The sequence below is a fragment of the Noviherbaspirillum malthae genome (assembly GCF_015352985.1).
In the GTDB taxonomy this organism is placed as follows: Bacteria; Pseudomonadota; Gammaproteobacteria; order Burkholderiales; family Burkholderiaceae_D; genus Noviherbaspirillum; species Noviherbaspirillum malthae.
This window is the reverse complement of record NZ_JACYXF010000065.1, coordinates 1-18,155: the sequence shown is the minus strand read 5'-3', so window position 1 is coordinate 18,155 and position 18,155 is coordinate 1. Positions and strand designations below refer to the sequence as shown.

Here is an 18,155-nt window from a genome sequence, read left to right as displayed (position 1 = left end):
GAGGAAAACGGTAGAAGGTTTATCACAAATTGTTATACTTACGTCCACGATTCCTAGCAAAGGCGGGGACGAGCAATGGCATTGACTCAAGCACAGAAAAGCAAATGGCTGACATCGCCGGTACGCGCATTTGACGAGTTGGTCGAAACAGAAACGTTTCTCAGCCTCGGACGCAGGCAACCAGTCAGGGACACCTGGGGCCGCATTTACGGCCTGAGTGAGTCAACAATCCGTCTTTACCGGTCGATGTTCCGCAAGTACGTGATGTGGCTCGATTTGTCCAATAAGCGGCTCTTCGAGATTGGGCCAACTGACCTTGAGTTATTTCTTGACTCCCCGCTACACCTGGAGGGACGCAAACGTAAGAAGCTCACCAGTCTGATCCGGAAACGGTACGTCCTCTTGCTCGAGCGCGTCTACAAGCACCTCCAGTCCCCTGGTAACATGAATCCAGCAACCGTCTTTTTGGCCAGGGGTGGGAAAAAACAACCGCAGCTCGGGCGGGAGCACGACAAGCAGGCGTTGACGCAGAAACAGGTCAAGGCGTTCATGGCATCGCTGCCGGAGGTTGGCGACACCCCGGCACAATGGAAACGTCAGCGTGACCGCGCGATGCTTGCGATACTGGTCGGTGCGGGCCTGAAGGCATCTGAAGTACTTACGCTCAGAGTGTCAGCGGTGCAAACAAAGCCGGACCAAGATGGAAATTTGCGGATCTTCGTGGCGAGGAAGAAGGAGGGCATCCATAAGGAGCACTGGACCGTCCTGCGGGCATTCGCCGCTCCGGAGGTCCTCACCTGGTTGGCTCGCCGACGAGCAATGAAAATCCCCAAGACCCTTCTCTTTCCAGCATCGATAGACGGATTGCGCCCCATTACCAACATGACATTGTGGCGCAGCGTCAAACAGACGCTAACACGCGCCAATATTGAGCTGAAGCATTCCGGTAGCCGCAGTCTGCGCAACACCTTTGCTGTCCTTGAGCTTGCTAAACGCACAGAGCAACATACCGTGAGCCAGTACCTTGGCCATTTCGAGGAGAAGGCGATCCTCGATTATGTACAGGCAAAAGCCAAGGTGATAACGTCTGCCGCCCAATAGAAACATGGCCATGCCTTGAATGCACCCGGGCGTTGACGATCAAGGAAAGTGCCATGCAATTGTTTGGTGTGTACCGGTCTGTGCACTAGTTACATGTGTTGACAAGGTCGACCGCATCCTGTCCTTTACACAGTTCCTACTCGGTGTTTTCGGGAGGAAAAGCAGCGTTCAATACATGAGAGAGTGATCATATTGACTGCAAGCTTCATTGCACAATAGCGCTTACGATACGGCTCTACATCACTGCCTTCTTGACGTCATCAACAGACTGGGACAGAAAGGCAACACTGGCAAATTTACGCGCCAAACTCGCCAGCTGATTTTCCTAATATAGTCGTTCTTATGCGAAGTGCGGCTATCCCCACTCCCGCAAATAAAAATATTTTCGTTCATACCTGTGAAACAGGGGTTAAATGCCAAAAGTCAGGTTGCGCTCGCGTTTTCGTATCTCACAATAGGCTTGCAGTACCAGCCACTTCTCGTTGATCGCAATTTGCGTTGAGAACGAGTTGTTATTCACCATTGATGATGGAGCTACGATGATTGACCCTAAACACATTACCAATCAAAACCTATTCGATCTTGACTATGCAAGCAGCGAACGAAAGCACTGCCTTAAAAAATTACAGGCAGTGCCGAGATTCCTACTGACCATCGAGGAGATCTGCGCGGTGGCTTCACTGGGCATGCGGTGCATCTGGCTTATCCTTGCCAAGCGCATCACTAAGGCGATACCCAAGGCGCCAGTATCTAGCAAGGAGGCAGAATGAGTCAGCAGCATAAGACAACTGGCCACCGTGCCGAAGATGGCGTTGAAATCGCTCTCCATATCATGCAGTTCGTGATGTGTGTACTGCCTGGCTTGCTGCTCGCATTACTGTATTGGCCGATCACTCATTACCTGGCCAAAGTATGGCGGCTTGACCGACTCGCTGTACGATATCAGTATGAGAAAGAATGGCTGGTGCCGGTCCGGTATTTAGCGTTCACCGCATGTATCGTCTCGCTGTACTACGCATGCCTGATCGCGCCCGATAAGACGCCTTGGTTCAGCCGATATGCCTGGACACTGACCACAGTGTGCGTGGCATTGTTCAGCGGTTTGGCCTATAGTCTGGCCGTCTGGATCGAAAAGCGGTATGTTGAGCCGGAGATCCAACGGCTGGCAGCGGGACTTGAGGCCGAGGTCTACGTAAAAGGCGTCATCGAACGGCTGCAGATATCCAATCCGCATTGGCGTTCGTTGCACGGAGTGTTACTGGTATTTCAACCCGGCACACCCGAAGAGTTCAGTGTCGAAATTGACCATCTTCTCGTGACCCAGCACAACTGTTACCTGGTTGAGACCAAGTACCGGAATGCCACCATTTTCGCAGCGGACAAAGCGATGGAATGGAAGACAGTCGCGTCCGACGGCAGGCAAGGGCAGATGCGTAACGCACTCTCACAGGCCAAGCAAACTGCACGCGTGCTGGAACAGCAATACTCACGTCTTTGTCGCGGTATCCCCGTGGTGGCGATACACGGTGCTGATACAACCATCGCTGAAGGCCCTGCCAATGTGGTGCGCTCGGACAAACTCCTCGACCTGCTGTACGCGTTTGAAGAGGTCAACACGACTCATTTACTGCGGCCTGACGAGATCGTAGCGCAAGTCATCGCCTGCCACTCCACCGATGACGCCGCGATGCGGCGACATATCGAGCGGGCCAATGAGGCCAAGCGACGGTCGGAAGCAAAAGCCATTGTCAATCGGTCCAGCCTGGCGTAGTGGAGAAAGAAATACGATGAACAACGACGATGAAACTATGCATGAAGAAATGTCGCTGCTGGATGCTATTGCTGAGAGCATCCAGAACACTGGGGCTTCGGTGCACGAAGAATGCAGTGGCGTTCAAGCCGCTCTTAATAAGGGAACCGGTGCGCCGCAGCAGATGTATCTAGATGTATTCGAGGTGATGTTGTCGCTCATACATAGTGCCGCGACGGTGCAGGAGCAAATCATACACCTGCGTGATATGGCGCAATGGCTTCACGATGAAGCGGATCGGTTTCAGACATTAGGACAGGGAACGCTGTTGCTGAAGACAAGCAATATGCGGCATTAATCACATAGCGGAATCCGAAAGACTAAAACTACGTCTTTCACTCTACAACGACAACAACCAAGGAGTTCTACCATGCTAGATTATTGGAACATCGTCAAATGGACCGCAACGCCGTTGATGGTCTTCGTCTTCATCTTGACTGCGAGGGCTACCGACACTAGTTGGTCGACCATTCGCGGACGATGGCAAGCGGCCATCAGTGAGGGACAGTTACTATGGGCGGCAATGTTCGTTGCTGCAGATGGCGCGTATGACGCCGGGATGGTCGCCTTCGCTACGCCGGCGGAAAATCCCTTCGCAGCCCAAGTAATATTTATTCTGCAATTGGCAATTGCCTTGATATCGGTACTTGTCATTGTCGGCAAAGCGGAAGCCAGTTTTGCTTACGAAGAGGCAATACTTGAAGCGCATTCCCGCGGCAAGCCGCTGCCGGGCAAGAGGTCGGGAGTACTGGTGCCTGTTTCAGCGGCATTGGCCACGGCAGCGATCTGCCTATCTTTCATGCTGACCCATTCAACGGGAGCGTCCTAACCAATATGCATGCTTGCCATTTCATTTGCCGCTGAACTGGCAAGCCATGAGGTTGGAAAATGACCGTCAAATATTGCAAGGCTCCACATGCAGGTTACTCTGTCGGCTCTGGACTTCAGCCCGTATGCTGTTCAGGGGTTTTACGAGGAAACCTCCAGGTCACTCGATAAGACAATCAGGAGGGAGCGTTAAAAGCGGTAATTGAAGACTAAGCGTACAAAATAGTGCCTCGTCAGACAAAATTGTCTGACGAGGCACGAAACATCGTTATGCTTGAAAGTTAGGAAGCACTGCCATTCGTCCTGGAGTAGAGACGGTTTCTTGCAGAACCTTCAGCTGTAATTTCACCGTTCTTGCTCAGGACACTGAGCGCATTAGACATGCGCTGGGAGAGTTTTTTGCGATCTTCAGGAGTTGGACGGATACGCAGTGCAGCAAGCGCCGACTTGAAGACCTCTGCAGCTGATTGCGGCTTGTCAGTGAGCAAACTGGGCCAAAAGTCCTTGCCAGTCGCGGGCAGTTTTGTGCTCCTGGATTTGCTGGCAACTTGCGACGACGCTTTCGTGGTCGTCACATCTTTTTTCTTGTTACTGCTTCCGCGGGAAGCCGTGACCGGCGCATCGATGCTGCTGAGCGTGGCAAGAACGTCTTCCAGGTCTTCAACGCGTTTCTGATAAAACGCGACTGCTTGACGTGCCTGTTTCAGTTCGTCCTGAATGACTTTTGCTGCGGATGGCATTCTGGCCATGGGTATTCCTCTCTACTCTCTAATAACAAAGTGATTCTAACGGACCGGCTGAGTTTCGGTTTAAACCGGATTCAGGCGCCGTTGGCTAGACTTCCGAGGACGACGTGTGGCTAAGCTATTTTGTGACCAATACTCAGCTTGGTGCGGAGATTTTGCTATCTTCCTTTAGGCTCAAGAAAAAACCAGTGCATGGAAGGAACTGGGAACCAACGGACCTCTGGCGCTCTTGGTTAAGCCTTACTGATCGCACATAAACGTAGGGGGAGGGTAGGGCGGTCAGATGCCGCCCGTGGGAATGAGTTACTTCACTTTGACCTTGGCCACGAGCTCTTTGAGGGCAGGCGCGGCCTTGAAACGGACAGTTTTAGATGCCTTGATCTTGATTGTCTCACCCGTGGCTGGATTGCGGCCAGTGCGTGCAGCCCGCTGGCCAACAGTGAAGGTGCCAAGTTCGGGGAAGGCAAAACGACCTTCCTTTTTCAGGCTGGAGCCAACGAAGCCAAACAACTGTTCAACGATTTCCTTGGCCTTCACTTTGGTGAGTTCATGGTCTGCGGCCAATTTGTCGATGATTTCGCTTTTATTCAATTTAAGCTCCTAGTAGAGATGCGGGATGAATGGCAATAAGGTGGTCACTGTTTGACATGAATTAGTTGACCGCAAGCAATATTATTGTAGGCTTTACTAATTTATTTGTCTACGTGAGTTGCTGAAGATAGGTAGACCTATACCGAACAACGTCAATGAAGGACGAGAGTGAATGCATGCCGAACTTTGACGTCCGTTTTAGGAACTACGATGACGAGATTGGACTGTTTACTCTAATACTATGCTGCACCAATCTCGACAGTTTTCAACGTTAGAAACGTTGAGTGAATCTCTTCGTAGACCAATAAGCAGATTAACGCCCCGGCGATGGCAATACCACGGCGGACGCCTTATTGAAATCACGCTTACCAATGCGGACGGTACTCAGGTGGTAGACACAGGTCAATTCGGCTATGTGCGTTATCCAAGCACATTACCAATACTGCTCCACAACAGGGAGGTCAGGTGACAATGCCTTCAAGTATGAGTCAAAACAGCGCTACTAGCGATGTTAGAAGATCCCACGCCTATGAGTGCGTCACTCGGTAAGGGCGGTACATACTTACGTGAATGAGGAAAGTCGATACAAGAAGAGATTGTCCAGAAGTTAATTACATCGTACGGCGCAAATGTGGCTGTAATATCACCCGCAACGCTACTGTAATCGGAATCTCATGTGTGGCCATGAATTGGCTGGCTGCCTTGCTTCCTGATTGCGATTGCATTCGTATCGCCTCATTGACCAACGTCTCCATGTGGCCGTCCTTACGAAACGAATGAATGGGCGGCAAGCCGTCCTGACATCTCGATTGGGCGCTGTCGTAATGTTGTTGATTGAAACGCATTGCTTTTCCATTTTGCTTCGCAGACAGGTCAACGGCGATGGCAGTTCCGTCTGTTTTAATGTAAGTTAGCACTATCACATAGTTACCCCATGATCTGTCTCAAGATGGGAAATCACAACTGCTAAACGCTCCACCGAATGACCCTACCTTTTTCATTCAATGATGAGTGCAGATGCTTGTCATAGATGGACTACGCTTGAGCAACACGGATTTCGACAGCTCAAAGCCACTTCTGCTATAACAAGGGACATGGAGAGGCCTCCGGTGCTTCTTGGTGTAGCCTTTCATAGCGCTAGATAAGAGCCATATCTAAGTGCTCAAACGTGACCACCGGGGTAACTTGACGGCCCGATTTCCTCAGCTCGACCAAGCCAAAGGGCTCCATTGCATGTAACGAGCGCGACACATTCGACTGCGGCTTGCCAACAAGATTGGCGAGCTCATCGACGGAAGAGGGATGCTGCTCCCGGATGATCTTGAGCAGTGCCATATTCTCATCCGAGAGAATCCGCGCAGCTGCGGCCATTGACGGCATATAGATGATGGGATCGTTATTGTCGCGCTTGCGCTTGCCAGAGGCAATTTCCAACGCACGTTTGCGTTGTTCCTCGACTGAAAGGATTCCGATCTTAATAACACGCATCATGGACACACCTCCCTAAGTACGCGATCAACTTCCTGATAAAAATCTTCCAGCAGCTTGGTGGCCGTATCGAATTCGTAGAGTAGGCCCTCATCGGTTGCATGCCTATGCCGATGATCGAACGGATACCGTTTTCCTGCATGCTTGAAACGTGAGCCTGCTGGCTTGACTGCATGTGCATTGTCGAAACCAATGAGACGCGTGCCATCCGGAGCATGCAAGCTCAAGCTGTATTTGATGCCATGAGGGCGGTCTGGAGACTTGTCCACAAGGGAGACTTCGTATTTGAGCCAATATCCTTGCTCATTCTGGACTTGAATTTCGCCGTCCAGATCGAGCAAGTAGCTCAAACCGCCATCATCGTTTGACTCTAATGCACTCATATCTTCAAATATATCACTGTTCGATATATGTTTTGCCCAAAAGTTCAGCCTTTTATTGTTTTTATGTTGTTTTTCTGGTTTGAAAGGCATAAATCCTTCTACGGGTCTCGAAATTGCAGATCTGCAACTAATGGTTTTGCTTAGATCGGAACAAATAAGGCTAGCGATATTGCTCCTTGCAAACATGAATGCTACTGTAACAATGCGAGTACGATATTTGCCAAGAAGATACCAGGAAGCTTGTAATCGACTCTATGAGACGCCTGCCGTCCCGACTCAACGACGACCCATCTGGATCTCGAGCCAATGGTGGGCTGAGATCTCTACGTGTCATTCCGGTATTCCCTGTGGCAATCCATTCTTTGCTTGTGGATTCCTCCGAAACATTTACGCAGTAATGGGCTAAACACCCCGGTCAGAGAGTTGCCGCCGCTTTTTCAATGTCTGTACCCTGGTGCGATAGCTAGACGAACAGCAATGCTATCCAGAGGTGAGTCAATGAATCAGATCCTCAATCCAAAGATTCTCACTGATATGATGGTTTCGAAGCCGGAACCTGACCATGCATTAGGTCCGGTTACCGACGACTGGCAAGCCGCCGAGGTGGTCCTTCGTACAGTACGCGAGAAGAGCAAGAGCACCACAGGCCTGACTGAAGCAACTTACCGCGGCCATTTAGCTAAGCTACGTTGGTATTGCGAGAATGTCGCTCGAGTAACGCCGTCGAGATGGTCAGCTCAGGATGTCGCGAGGTTTTCCGATTTCCTTGAGAATTTGCCTGCCAATGCACTAGCCTGCACTGGAACTAAAAAAGGGCATAGGCACTGGACACCCTTCAAAGTGCCGCCATCGCGCAGCAGTCAGTCTGATATTAAGCGTTTCGTCCATGCTTTATTTACTGCATGGCATCGAACGGGATATATCCGGATCAACCCTATGGCTTTGATGGGTGCGCCCAGAGCGCGCAAGGTAAACGTACGGCGGTCGATTCCACTTGACTTGTACGACCTGATATTGAAAACCATCGAAAGTGCTCCGAAAATGAAATTTGCTGACCATCAGAAAGCAGCGCGCGACCGCTTCATCTTTGAAGCGCTTCGCGGACTTGGTCTTCGTTGTAGCGAATTGGCACACGCCCGGATGTCAGCCTTCTATCAGTTGACCATTCCTAAGACTGGAAAGCATTACTGGATGTTCCATGTGTCGTCTGAAACGGCAAAGGGTGGAAAGGAGCGCAGCATTCCAGTACCCCAGGCGGTATGGGAGGCATTCACGCTGTATCGGTGTACCTTCGGGTTGTCAAAGTATCCTGCTGCTGGAGACAACATGCGACTGTTGCTGTCGTCCCGTACCAATCGGCTCGAGCCAGAAAATACAGAGGTCAAAAGAACTCTGGAGTACTGGTTCTCCAAGTTCTGGTGTGAGATTACAACGCGGCATGGTGTCTATACCATCGTTAAAGGCCGACTAGCGGCAACAGCTGAACATCTCCGGAAATTAGGCGACGACTTTGGGGCTGAGCAACTTGAGGCGGCTTCCCCACACTGGTTGCGTCATACCTTCGGTAAGGCTAGCCTGTTATCCGGCCAAAATGTACGAGCAATAGCAAGTGCGCTTGGTCATTCTAGCCTTGAAACCACAATGCGCTATACCGAACAGGATGCGCTGGACTTGATCGCCGACGTAGAGCGAGCAGTTCCAGGGACACTTGCATGGGAAGACACGTCATCGGAAGCGAAGTCTCGGCGGACTGAACCGAATGCGCAGTTCGAATGGTAGCGATTGCCTTCACTGGGTCACTTCGACAAGGTACCGTTTTTAAGTGCTGGGCGTGTCATGTTCAGCTTTATTCAGCGATCCAGTTAATATCAGGAATATGAGTTATGCAATGCAAACGCGACGATCTACTGTGTTAACAGATAAGAATGTTAACGTCAATTTCTGATGAAAGTTTTGTTATGACAACGGGACAATTCCTAGCTCTGATTATTTTCATTACGACCTCAGCCTCCGTGTATGCGCTATGGCGTGCCGGAAAGCCTATGCTACCTATCGGTATTATTGCCATCTTCGGTTTTGGTAGTGCGGTTCTTTCGCTGTACAAAGACACTCAAGGGTCACAGCGGCAGGAACATCCAACCTATAAGGCTCAGGATGTTACACGATTAGCTCATATACGCCATCAGGTTCAGTTTTAAATTGAATCGTCCATGCTTACCACCGCGTCGATGGCCGTATGCACGGCGGGTTCAATGAGCAGGAAATGCAAATCTGTTCAATTCTTCGTGAGATGATAGAAGAAAGCTTATGTCAAATACCGCATATTTAATAGATTATAATCAAAGTATTTACTGACTAGAGTTGGTTTTATGTAAAATGAATTGCGCGCAATTAAACCGTCTGACGTGTCGTTTCACATATCAGGGTGCTTGGCATTCTCTAACTATGTGCTCCTAACAAACAATTGTTTGCCTTGTTTTGGATATGAAAACAGCGTTCGATGAGCTCACTAAAAGGCAGTGCGCCGCGAATCAGAATACCTGCATCCGTCATCGCGCCATAATCGGCTTCTAAGGCTGCCAATCCCTTCGATTCGGGTATGAGCGTCAAATGGCCTCCGACAGCACGATGATAGTCAATGACTTGTCCGTTCTTATCCTTTTCGATAAAAAACATCGCTTTATGGTCGGCGACCATCTGTCTAACATCATATGCGGCCAGAACGCCTTCGAGATATGGTGTGTTCTCATAGCTCGCTAAATCGTACCAATGCCGTGCGTATCGCTCGCCTCGCAAGCGCTCCTGCAAGCAATAGACATGGGCTGCGGTTGCCTTCTCCCAAAAGGTGCGCTCTATAGCCATCACTAACGGATACGCAATTGGAAAATCCAGTTGCGGAAATATGGACGCCATGTCGCAGTCGATCGTCTTCTTTACGTGCGGTTCACCTGTAGCACGGGCACCGAACTCTAGCTGAACGGAAGGTGAAACATAGCCAGTGCCCAGCTTGATGGCGTCATAATGAATATATAACTTCTCCCCATCACCACCGCCTTGCTCACAACGGGCTTCAAGACCATCGCGCTGCAAACCCGTTTCGATGATCGGAATGACGTCATTGCGAATCCATTCGGGCAGACGTGCTTTCACAGCATCAGTCCACTTCTTAGCTTGGCTTCTAGTTGCAGGCAACGAGTTTTGATCGGTTATCAGGTCACCAATAAGATGGCGGATGTCATAGGTCAGATCAATGTCTTCCGAAAAGCGATCAATCAACTGATACGCTTTGGATAAAGATGTCCCGCCCTTGAAAGTCAATCCTTGGCCTAATGGCGTGTCGAATAACTTCGACAAGGTCCATACAACCCAAAAATCTTTTTCAAGGAGGTCAGCAGGCCGATCCAGTCGATCCGCGGCGATGGCCAATATTTCGGCACGCTCTTCTACCGATAGAGAAAGATAAGTTTCACGCATGCGTCATGGCACTGCCGACAGCCTTGGCCATCCAGGATGGCAAGCTGGCACGTGCGGCAGTCAGTTTTTCCCAATCTTCAGAAGGCAATTGTCGCCGAAGTTTAGGCATGACTTCGCCTAAATGCTCTTTCCCTAGCCACGCCATCGCACGAACCGCCATTCCAGCTCGAGATGCGCCCAAGATAAGCTGCCATCGTGGCGCATGTCGGATGTCAATGATGCGCTTTCCCAGATGCAGTTTGCGATTGGGGCCAGATGACAGAAAGACTTCCTTGATCGGTACCTGAGTAGTTAACCCTAGAATGTTCGCGTCGGCGGCGCCATGAGAAACAGCGACTTCGCCCTTTTGGTAGGTCACCGCAGCCACGACTTTTTCCGGTGCTGGCGGACGGGTGCCGAAGCGACTGATGACAGGAGCCACGTATAGGCCACGCCCAACCCGTAACAAGCGCCCCTCCTTGGTCAGACGTGTGAATGCCTGGTCAACCGCAGCCCGGCTCGCCAAGTGCAGGAATTCTTTAGGCGATATGATGCCGCCCTCTTCCAGATTGGACACCCGCTCAAGAATGCTTGTAGACAAGACGCTCATGTTCACTCCTTTATGTCAGAAATATAGCACAGTTTCTGACATCGGTTCAGAGAAGGTTTCTCTTCCACGCTTTGACTGCATTGCGGTACAGCTCCAACGAAAGCTAGTGCTGCACGGCAACTACTTTTCAGCGTCTTACATCATCTATGTAAGCAGACTCTTGACCGGACCCATCCCTAGGAGTAGGTTGAATAGTGTTAAATTGAAATCGCTAGAGGCTGTTCCCGTTCAGCTTGACGCTAAGTCAAACCGGCTCAGAATGTTGCTCCGCGACGTAACGCTATCGGTGTAGAGCACAATGAACGTATGGCCTACAGAATGTGCATTCATGCAACGGTCAGGAAAAGTTGAGACGCAAGCTGTCAGGCCACCGCAGGGTCTGGTACCTACTTTGGATGACATTACTGACGCTTTTTTTACCGTTGATCAGGCTTGGCGGATCACATTCGTCAATCGCAGCGCTGAAGCTGTTTTACAGCAACCACGGCACGACCTCCTCGATCGAGAGCTTTGGGAAGCCTTCGAGGACACCGTTGGGACGGAATTTGAACGCCAATGTCGCCGTGCAATGGACGAGCGCCGCTCCATCGAATTCGAGAATTACTATGCGCCATGGAAGCAATGGTTCGAAGTCCATGCCCACCCCATCAAGGATGGACTGGCCGTGTATTTCAAGGACGTGACTAGTCGTCATCGACGTGAATCGTTCACACACGCGCAGATGCGCATCATGGAGCGTATTGCAGCTGGCGCTCCACTTGACGAAATTCTGGTCGCGGTGATCGACGTGGCTGAATTACAGGACGTTCGCATTCGTGGTTCGGTTTTATTACTCGACGCCGAAACACACTGTCTATATCACGGTGCCGCTCCCAAGCTTTCCCGGGAATTTATTGAAGCCATTAATGGCGTGAAAATAGGTCCCAGTGTCGGATCATGCGGGACCGCAGCCTATCTTGGAGAGCCCATTATTGTTGCAGACATCAATACTGATCCGCTTTGGGCTGATTATCGGGACCTGGCGTTACGCTGTGCATTACGGGCGTGCTGGTCAATGCCTATCATCGGCAGCACCGGACAAGTCTATGGCACCTTTGCAGTGTATTCGGATACCCCCCGGTCGCCGGACCCGGTGGAAATGGAGTGGCTCAAGGCATGTTCCTATATGGTGAGTGTCGTGATCGAACGCGAACGCGCCCTGGCAACCCTCAAGGAAAACGAACAGCGATTCCGTGAACAGGCCTCCCTGCTCGATAAGGCACAAGATGCCATCTTCGTCGTTACGATGGATGAGGACATCATCTTTTGGAACAAGAGCGCTGAACGACTCTATGGCTGGACAAAGGACGAAGTCCTTGGCAAAACAGAACTAGAACTCTGCTGCGGAAACAGCTCGGTCTTCAACGCTGTCGTTGGTGAAGTCTTGCGTTCGGGTAAATGGCGGGGCGAACTCACGGTACGACGCAAGAACGGTATCAGTTTCATCGTCGAAGGCCGCTCGACACTAGTAAGAGACGACAACGGTGCCCCGCAATCAATTTTATCGATCCACACGGACATTACCGATCGGAAGGCTGCGCAGCGCGAAATACACAAACTCGCTTTTTATGACTCGCTGACCGGATTGCCTAATCGGCAGTTGCTGCTAGATCGACTGGAACATGAACTGATGGCTAACAGTCGTAACGGTGGCATCGGCGCGGTCATGTTCATCGATCTCGACAATTTCAAGGTGCTCAACGATACACGCGGGCACGATATGGGCGACTTACTTTTGCAGCAAGTTGGCCAGCGGCTATCGCAAACAGTGCGTGAAGGCGACACCGTTGCCCGATGGGGCGGGGACGAATTCGTTGTTGTGACGGGGCAGCTCGGCAAGCGTGCCCGAGATGCTGCAGGCCATGCAGATGCCATTGCGGAACAAATACGGGAATGTCTCAATGCACCCTACGATCTAAACACGTACGAGCATCATACGACCCCTAGTATCGGGGTTGCCCTCTTCCAGGGACATTCCGAGACTGTGGAGGAACTACTTAAACAGGCTGACCTCGCCATGTACCAGGCAAAAGCGGCCGGTAGAAATGCCATACGGTTCTTCGACCCTAAAATGCAGGCAGCCATCACGGCAAGGGTTGCGATGGAAAGGAATATGCGATGCAGTATTCAGGATGGTGACTTCCTTTTGTATTACCAACCGCAGATGGACCGCGGGAAACAGATTATTGGTGCAGAAGCGCTGCTGCGATGGAAGCATCCGCAGAAAGGCGTGATCTCCCCTGCTCATTTTATCCATCTTGCTGAAGATACCGGTTTGATTCTGCCTCTTGGCGAGTGGATACTGAATACCGCGTGTCGTCAGCTGGCGACATGGGGCATGCGGCAGGAAACCATGCAGCTTAGCCTCGCAGTCAATGTTAGTGCCCGCCAGTTTCGACATCCTGATTTCGTGGCTCAAATCATGGACGCCATCGACAAGAGCGGCGCCAATCCTCGCCGTCTGAAGCTGGAACTCACCGAGAGCCTCCTGCTCGATGACGTGGATGGGACAGCAGAAAAAATGGAGCGGCTAAAAGCTATTGGAATTGAGTTTTCGTTGGATGATTTTGGTACCGGGTATTCTTCGCTCTCCTATTTGAGGAGATTGCCATTTGAGCAACTGAAGGTGGATCAATCCTTTGTAAGAGATGTACTAGTCAAGCATGAAGATGCAACCCTGGTCAAAACCATCATTACGCTGGGCCGTAATCTAGGCCTGAAGGTTGTTGCAGAGGGTGTGATGACGCAGAGTCAGTTTGATTTTCTTGACAGGTGCGTATGTGACGCATTTCAGGGTTACTTCTTCAGCGAACCCTTACTGGCAGAAGACTTTGACAATCTGGTTTTCGCCCATAACACTAACAAGCTTCCGCAGACTCGCTCCGCTTTTTAAGCTTCTCAACAACTTCTTCGCTTAGAGCCCCTTTGAGGCAAGGACAATACTCAACCAGACAAGTTAGAAAACGTCATGTTGATGTTATGCCTAACTGGCGTAGCTGCGAAGCTGAATCACGTGCTCCCCAGCGCTGCTTGATCTTGCCATCACGTATCTCAAAAAACTCCATGGCGACCAGTTCGTACGACTTACCAGTGGGCATATGCCCGAAGGCTGGAGCCTTGAACGTTCCAGTCTCAATATAGCGCGCCGCAACTGTGGCTCCTTCAGCGACAAGCTCTTCGACCCGCAACTGCATGCCATAGCCTTCTATCAGCTGCCGCCATATCGGCTCGATCCGGTCGAACAAGCCTTTTCCCATCACACCCTGAATGACCGCATCGTCATGCAGGAGGGCACGAAGAGCCATAAGGTCTCCCGTGTTGAAGGCTTCAACATACTGCAGAACAATTGCCTTATTTTCATCTTCAAGTGACATATTGCCCAATCTCGTTGAACGGAATTACCGCGGCAGCGACTTCTTTTGAATTATGCATGTAGACAGCAGTATCATGTGTATTGTATTCAAGAAATTCTTCGCAGAGAGCTGCTCGTTGTACAAACTGTTTTGCCATATACGCCATGAATGCTGTTGCTTCCTCCGATACCACTTTGCCAAGCGCGCAAGCTCTTTTGGATATCATCAAGACACAAACCGAGATTGCCAAGGCGGACCTGGATCTGGCTGGCGTGATGGAATTGGTCGCTGAACGAGCGCAGCAATTGACCGGCGCTTCGGGAGCCGTCGTGGAAATGGCCGAGGCAGATGAAATGGTCTATACCGCCGCTGTTGGATCCGCAGCAGCGCAGATTGGGCTACGGATTCCGCGCCAAGGCAGCCTTTCGGGTCTGGCAATGTGCGGGGATAGTTTGTTGCGCTGTGATGATTCCGAAACCGATCATCGGGTCGACCGGTCTGCCTGTCGCAAAGTTGGCTTGCGCTCGATGATCGCAATGCCGCTTGTACATCGGGATGCCCGTGTAGGCGTCTTGAAGGTGCTCTCACCAGATGTCGGTGCCTTTGGCGATGTCGAAGGCCAGGTATTGGCATTACTATCGGATGTCATTGCAACTGCCATGTATCAGAGGGCGCGGCTGGAGTCCAGTGATCTTTATTATCGTGCCACCCATGACAGCCTGACTGGACTGGCAAACCGTGCTCTGTTCTTCGACAGGTTACGGCAGAAGCTTGCACATGCCCGTCGTTACTCCGAGCTGGTTGGCATTATCAGCCTTGACATGGATGGGCTCAAACCGATCAATGACCGATATGGCCATCGTGTCGGGGACTTGGCAATCAAAGAATTCGCGACACGTCTCAATGGAGCCTGCCGCAAGTCGGATACCGTCGCGCGGTTGGGCGGAGATGAATTTTGCGTTATCCTTTCGGGGCTTGACCATGTAGAGGGTGCCGCATCTTATGCTCGTCGAGTGGTATCGCACATTGAAGCGCCGTTCGAGGTTGAGAATCATGCTGTCCCTCTCCGTGCAAGCGTCGGTACTGCCGTCTATCCCAACGATGCGACGGAAGTCGAAGGTTTGCTTGATCTGGCTGACCATGCGATGTACAGGAACAAGCGTACACGACCCGATCGGAAGGAACGTTCCACTCCGTCCTAAGCAGTACAGCTGCTAGCGCCTGCCGAATTCAGGTATTGTTTCGACACTCGAGAACCGATTGCCAAGGCTTGCGAAACCTAGCCTGGAATTACGATTCCGTTAGCCGGAAAGCTCATTCGGTGAGGAATTGGTAAAAAGACTCAACATCAGACTATATTGTAACGATGGCACCATGGCTCACAGTACACAAGACGTTTCCAAAAAGACCATGGCCACTGCGCACCTACTTGTATCTGCTGACTATCGGGGTGCTTTTGCCAAGCGTTTTTCTGGTCTGCTGGAATGCGTATAGCCAGTACCAGCAGGCAGAGGCTGCAGCAAAAAGAGAAGCCTACAACCTCGCCCAAATCAGCGCTGATAACACGCAAGCGTTTTTAGCCGATGCCGAACAGCTCATGAGAACGATCGTGCGTCGGATTCAGGCTCAGCCAGATAATGACCTACGTTGTAATCCACTTTTCAACGATTTCAAAACACTGTTCCCGCGGTTCGCCAACCTCAGCCAGTCGACGGCGCAGGGTTTCATCGTGTGCTCCGGCACGCCCCAGCGCGAGCAAAGGAACACCTACGTCGGAGACACGGAATGGTTCAAGCTGGTATATCAGCACAAGAAGTTCATTATTGCTCCACCATACCGGGGCGTCTTAACCGGGCGGATGGTATCCGTCCTTGCATATCCTATTACGAATGCCGATGGGATTGTGACTGGGGCATTGCAGATGCCCATTGATCTGGCCAACTTTGTGCTGATTCCCGGGGTCAGCAAGTTGCCAGATTCGATCAACATCTCCATCATCGACACCAATGGTGTACTGATTGCACGGTCACAAACACCGGAACAATTCATCGGCAAAAACCTGCGAGGCGTAGACGCCGTTGAAAAGCTGTTGGCCATTCGAGATGGAACAGCAACCTCCATATCATCCCAAGGTGTGGGGCGTATATATGGGTATCGTCCCATTCCTGGAACGGATTGGCTTGTCGCTGCCGGGATTGCGACAAGCGACGCGTTAAAAAGCGCCCGCTCAACTGCTATACAAAATGCAATTATTGGCGCAGCAGGACTCGTCTTCGCCGCGATTGTTGCCTTTCTGATGAGTAAAAGGATATCTCGCCCGATTCTTGCCATGCAGACTACGGCTTTCAAGATTGCGAGCGGCGAACGCGAGCAACGTGTGTCCGTCAACGGACCCAAGGAAATTTCTGACGTGGCGATCCAGTTCAATGCCATGCTGGACTCGATCGAATGCAGTCGAGAGGTACAGGCTGCTCGCGAATCCGAAATCCACCGATTGGCATTCTACGATCTATTGACCACACTACCGAACAGACGTCTACTCATTCAGAAAATCGAAGAACAATGTCGAATCGCGAAAGACTTGGATTGGATCGGTGCCGTGGTTTACATCGATCTCGACCATTTCAAGCATATCAACGATGCATATGGACATCAAGCCGGTGACCAATTCCTAAAGGCAGTTGCAGATCGGCTTAGTAGTCTCCTAAGAGGCAACGATATATTGGCAAGAATCGGCAGTGACGAATTTGTGTACGTTGCCACAGCACTTGGTCGCAACCAGGCTGAAGCTGTTTCTGCGGTGATGCGTCTGGGAAGTGACATACAACGTCTGTTGGAAGAGAACCTTGACGCGAATGGCCATCGCTGGATCACGTCAGCCAGCATTGGCATTTCGTTGTTCCCGAAGATAGGAGATACCAGTGAAATTCTGCTTCATGAAGCAGATATCGCGATGTATCGCGTGAAGCAAGACGGGCGCAATAACGTTATCTTGTTCGAAGCATCCATGCGGCAGCAACTGACTGAACGCCTTGCGCTGGAAGGAGATCTCCGCAAGGCAATGACAGAAGGCCAGTTCGAGCTCTACGCCCAACCGCAAGTCGATTGTGCCGGCACCCTATGCGGAGCGGAATTGCTCCTGCGTTGGCAACACCCTGAAAAGGGATTCATCTCGCCAGCAATGTTTATTCCGCTCGCCGAAAGCTCCGATTTGATCGTAGAGATCGGACGCTGGGTGTTGTTTCAGGGCTGTATGGCACAGGTGGCCTCGCATGCTATGCATCCCGGCTTGTCAATTTCAATCAATGTCAGTCCACGCCAATTCCGACATCCCGATTTTCCAGAGGAAGTACGGCAAGCGCTTGCCACGACTCAGGCCAATCCTGCATGCCTGATCCTTGAAGTGACGGAAGGACTTCTTATTGATGACATCGAAGGTACGATTGAGAGGATGAACGCGCTCGCCGAGATGGGCCTCCGGTTTTCAATTGACGATTTCGGTACAGGCTATTCCAGCCTAGCCTATTTAAAACAATTACCTCTCTACGAACTCAAGATTGATAAGAGTTTTATCAAAGATCTCCCCGGAGATGCCAACGATACGGCGATAGTGCAGTCAATACTTGTGACCCGGTAGAAATCGTGTAGCCACCCGCTGAGTGAGTCTTCATGTTATTTTTGACATGGAGGCATACATGCAGAAGCGATTCACAGAAGAACAAATCATAGGTGTCCTGCGGGAGGCGGAGGTCG

The 18,155-nt window shown here is 51.1% G+C and carries 18 protein-coding genes; 10 read left to right on the top strand and 8 right to left on the bottom strand.

What is annotated here, in order from left to right:
- The first annotated feature begins 75 nt into the window (after positions 1–75).
- The 5 genes from IGW03_RS31285 (at position 76) to IGW03_RS31265 (ending at position 3,740) form a co-directional block, all read left to right on the top strand.
- Positions 76–1,101 (top strand): tyrosine-type recombinase/integrase, encoded by a 1,026-nt coding sequence (locus tag IGW03_RS31285; RefSeq protein WP_194726376.1) that lies wholly within the window; start codon positions 76–78, stop codon positions 1,099–1,101.
- Between the two features lie 539 nt (positions 1,102–1,640).
- Positions 1,641–1,871 carry a hypothetical protein gene (locus IGW03_RS31280; RefSeq protein ID WP_194726375.1) on the top strand — a complete coding sequence of 77 codons (231 nt, stop codon included), beginning with the start codon at positions 1,641–1,643 and terminating at the stop codon, positions 1,869–1,871.
- A complete protein-coding gene (locus tag IGW03_RS31275; RefSeq protein ID WP_194726374.1) occupies positions 1,868–2,872 on the top strand; it encodes a nuclease-related domain-containing protein in 1,005 nt (334 codons plus the stop codon). The genes IGW03_RS31280 and IGW03_RS31275 overlap by 4 nt, the downstream gene beginning before the upstream one ends.
- 16 nt (positions 2,873–2,888) lie before the next feature.
- Positions 2,889–3,209, top strand: coding sequence for a hypothetical protein (locus IGW03_RS31270; RefSeq protein WP_194726373.1), 321 nt, complete (start codon positions 2,889–2,891; stop codon positions 3,207–3,209).
- Between the two features lie 72 nt (positions 3,210–3,281).
- Entirely contained in the window at positions 3,282–3,740 is a 459-nt protein-coding gene (locus tag IGW03_RS31265; protein ID WP_194726372.1) for a hypothetical protein, read from the top strand.
- Positions 3,741–4,020: 280 nt separating this feature from the next.
- Here IGW03_RS31265 and IGW03_RS31260 read toward each other — a convergent pair whose 3' ends face one another.
- The 5 genes from IGW03_RS31260 to IGW03_RS31240 all read right to left on the bottom strand — a co-directional run bounded on the left by IGW03_RS31260 (position 4,021) and on the right by IGW03_RS31240 (position 7,037).
- Entirely contained in the window at positions 4,021–4,488 is a 468-nt protein-coding gene (locus IGW03_RS31260) for a hypothetical protein (RefSeq protein ID WP_194726371.1), read from the bottom strand.
- A 300-nt stretch (positions 4,489–4,788) separates the two neighbouring features.
- Complete coding sequence (locus IGW03_RS31255; RefSeq protein WP_194726370.1) at positions 4,789–5,076, bottom strand: HU family DNA-binding protein; 288 nt, start codon at positions 5,074–5,076, stop codon at positions 4,789–4,791.
- A gap of 611 nt (positions 5,077–5,687) precedes the next feature.
- Entirely contained in the window at positions 5,688–5,921 is a 234-nt protein-coding gene (locus IGW03_RS31250; RefSeq protein WP_194726369.1) for a hypothetical protein, read from the bottom strand.
- Between the two features lie 292 nt (positions 5,922–6,213).
- Positions 6,214–6,567, bottom strand: coding sequence for an HVO_A0114 family putative DNA-binding protein (locus tag IGW03_RS31245; RefSeq protein ID WP_194726368.1), 354 nt, complete (start codon positions 6,565–6,567; stop codon positions 6,214–6,216).
- Positions 6,564–7,037 (bottom strand): toxin-antitoxin system TumE family protein, encoded by a 474-nt coding sequence (locus IGW03_RS31240; RefSeq protein WP_228536217.1) that lies wholly within the window; start codon positions 7,035–7,037, stop codon positions 6,564–6,566. Before IGW03_RS31240 ends, IGW03_RS31245 begins: the two co-directional genes overlap by 4 nt.
- 408 nt (positions 7,038–7,445) lie before the next feature.
- Here IGW03_RS31240 and IGW03_RS31235 point away from each other — a divergent pair, with 408 nt between their 5' ends.
- Positions 7,446–8,726 (top strand): tyrosine-type recombinase/integrase, encoded by a 1,281-nt coding sequence (locus IGW03_RS31235; RefSeq protein WP_194726367.1) that lies wholly within the window; start codon positions 7,446–7,448, stop codon positions 8,724–8,726.
- Positions 8,727–8,872: 146 nt separating this feature from the next.
- A complete protein-coding gene (locus tag IGW03_RS31230; RefSeq protein WP_194726366.1) occupies positions 8,873–9,145 on the top strand; it encodes a hypothetical protein in 273 nt (90 codons plus the stop codon).
- Positions 9,146–9,386: 241 nt separating this feature from the next.
- On the opposite strand, the gene IGW03_RS31225 is transcribed toward IGW03_RS31230, so the two are convergent.
- Both IGW03_RS31225 and IGW03_RS31220 read right to left on the bottom strand, forming a co-directional pair.
- Entirely contained in the window at positions 9,387–10,421 is a 1,035-nt protein-coding gene (locus IGW03_RS31225; protein ID WP_194726365.1) for a nucleotidyl transferase AbiEii/AbiGii toxin family protein, read from the bottom strand.
- On the bottom strand, positions 10,414–11,010 hold the full coding sequence (locus IGW03_RS31220) for a DUF6088 family protein (RefSeq protein WP_194726364.1): 597 nt from the start codon (positions 11,008–11,010) through the stop codon (positions 10,414–10,416). Before IGW03_RS31220 ends, IGW03_RS31225 begins: the two co-directional genes overlap by 8 nt.
- A 391-nt stretch (positions 11,011–11,401) precedes the next feature.
- Between IGW03_RS31220 and IGW03_RS31215 the strand changes: the two genes are divergently transcribed.
- Positions 11,402–13,942 (top strand): sensor domain-containing protein, encoded by a 2,541-nt coding sequence (locus IGW03_RS31215; protein ID WP_194726363.1) that lies wholly within the window; start codon positions 11,402–11,404, stop codon positions 13,940–13,942.
- Positions 13,943–14,015: 73 nt separating this feature from the next.
- On the opposite strand, the gene IGW03_RS31210 is transcribed toward IGW03_RS31215, so the two are convergent.
- The gene (locus IGW03_RS31210; protein WP_194726362.1) at positions 14,016–14,423 is read right to left on the bottom strand and encodes an ester cyclase; all 408 of its coding nucleotides are present in this window, start codon (positions 14,421–14,423) and stop codon (positions 14,016–14,018) included.
- Positions 14,424–14,566: 143 nt separating this feature from the next.
- Here IGW03_RS31210 and IGW03_RS31205 point away from each other — a divergent pair, with 143 nt between their 5' ends.
- Both IGW03_RS31205 and IGW03_RS31200 read left to right on the top strand, forming a co-directional pair.
- Positions 14,567–15,604, top strand: coding sequence for a sensor domain-containing diguanylate cyclase (locus IGW03_RS31205; RefSeq protein ID WP_194726361.1), 1,038 nt, complete (start codon positions 14,567–14,569; stop codon positions 15,602–15,604).
- 227 nt (positions 15,605–15,831) lie between these two features.
- Positions 15,832–18,039 (top strand): bifunctional diguanylate cyclase/phosphodiesterase, encoded by a 2,208-nt coding sequence (locus tag IGW03_RS31200; protein ID WP_194726360.1) that lies wholly within the window; start codon positions 15,832–15,834, stop codon positions 18,037–18,039.
- Positions 18,040–18,155: the final 116 nt, after the last annotated feature.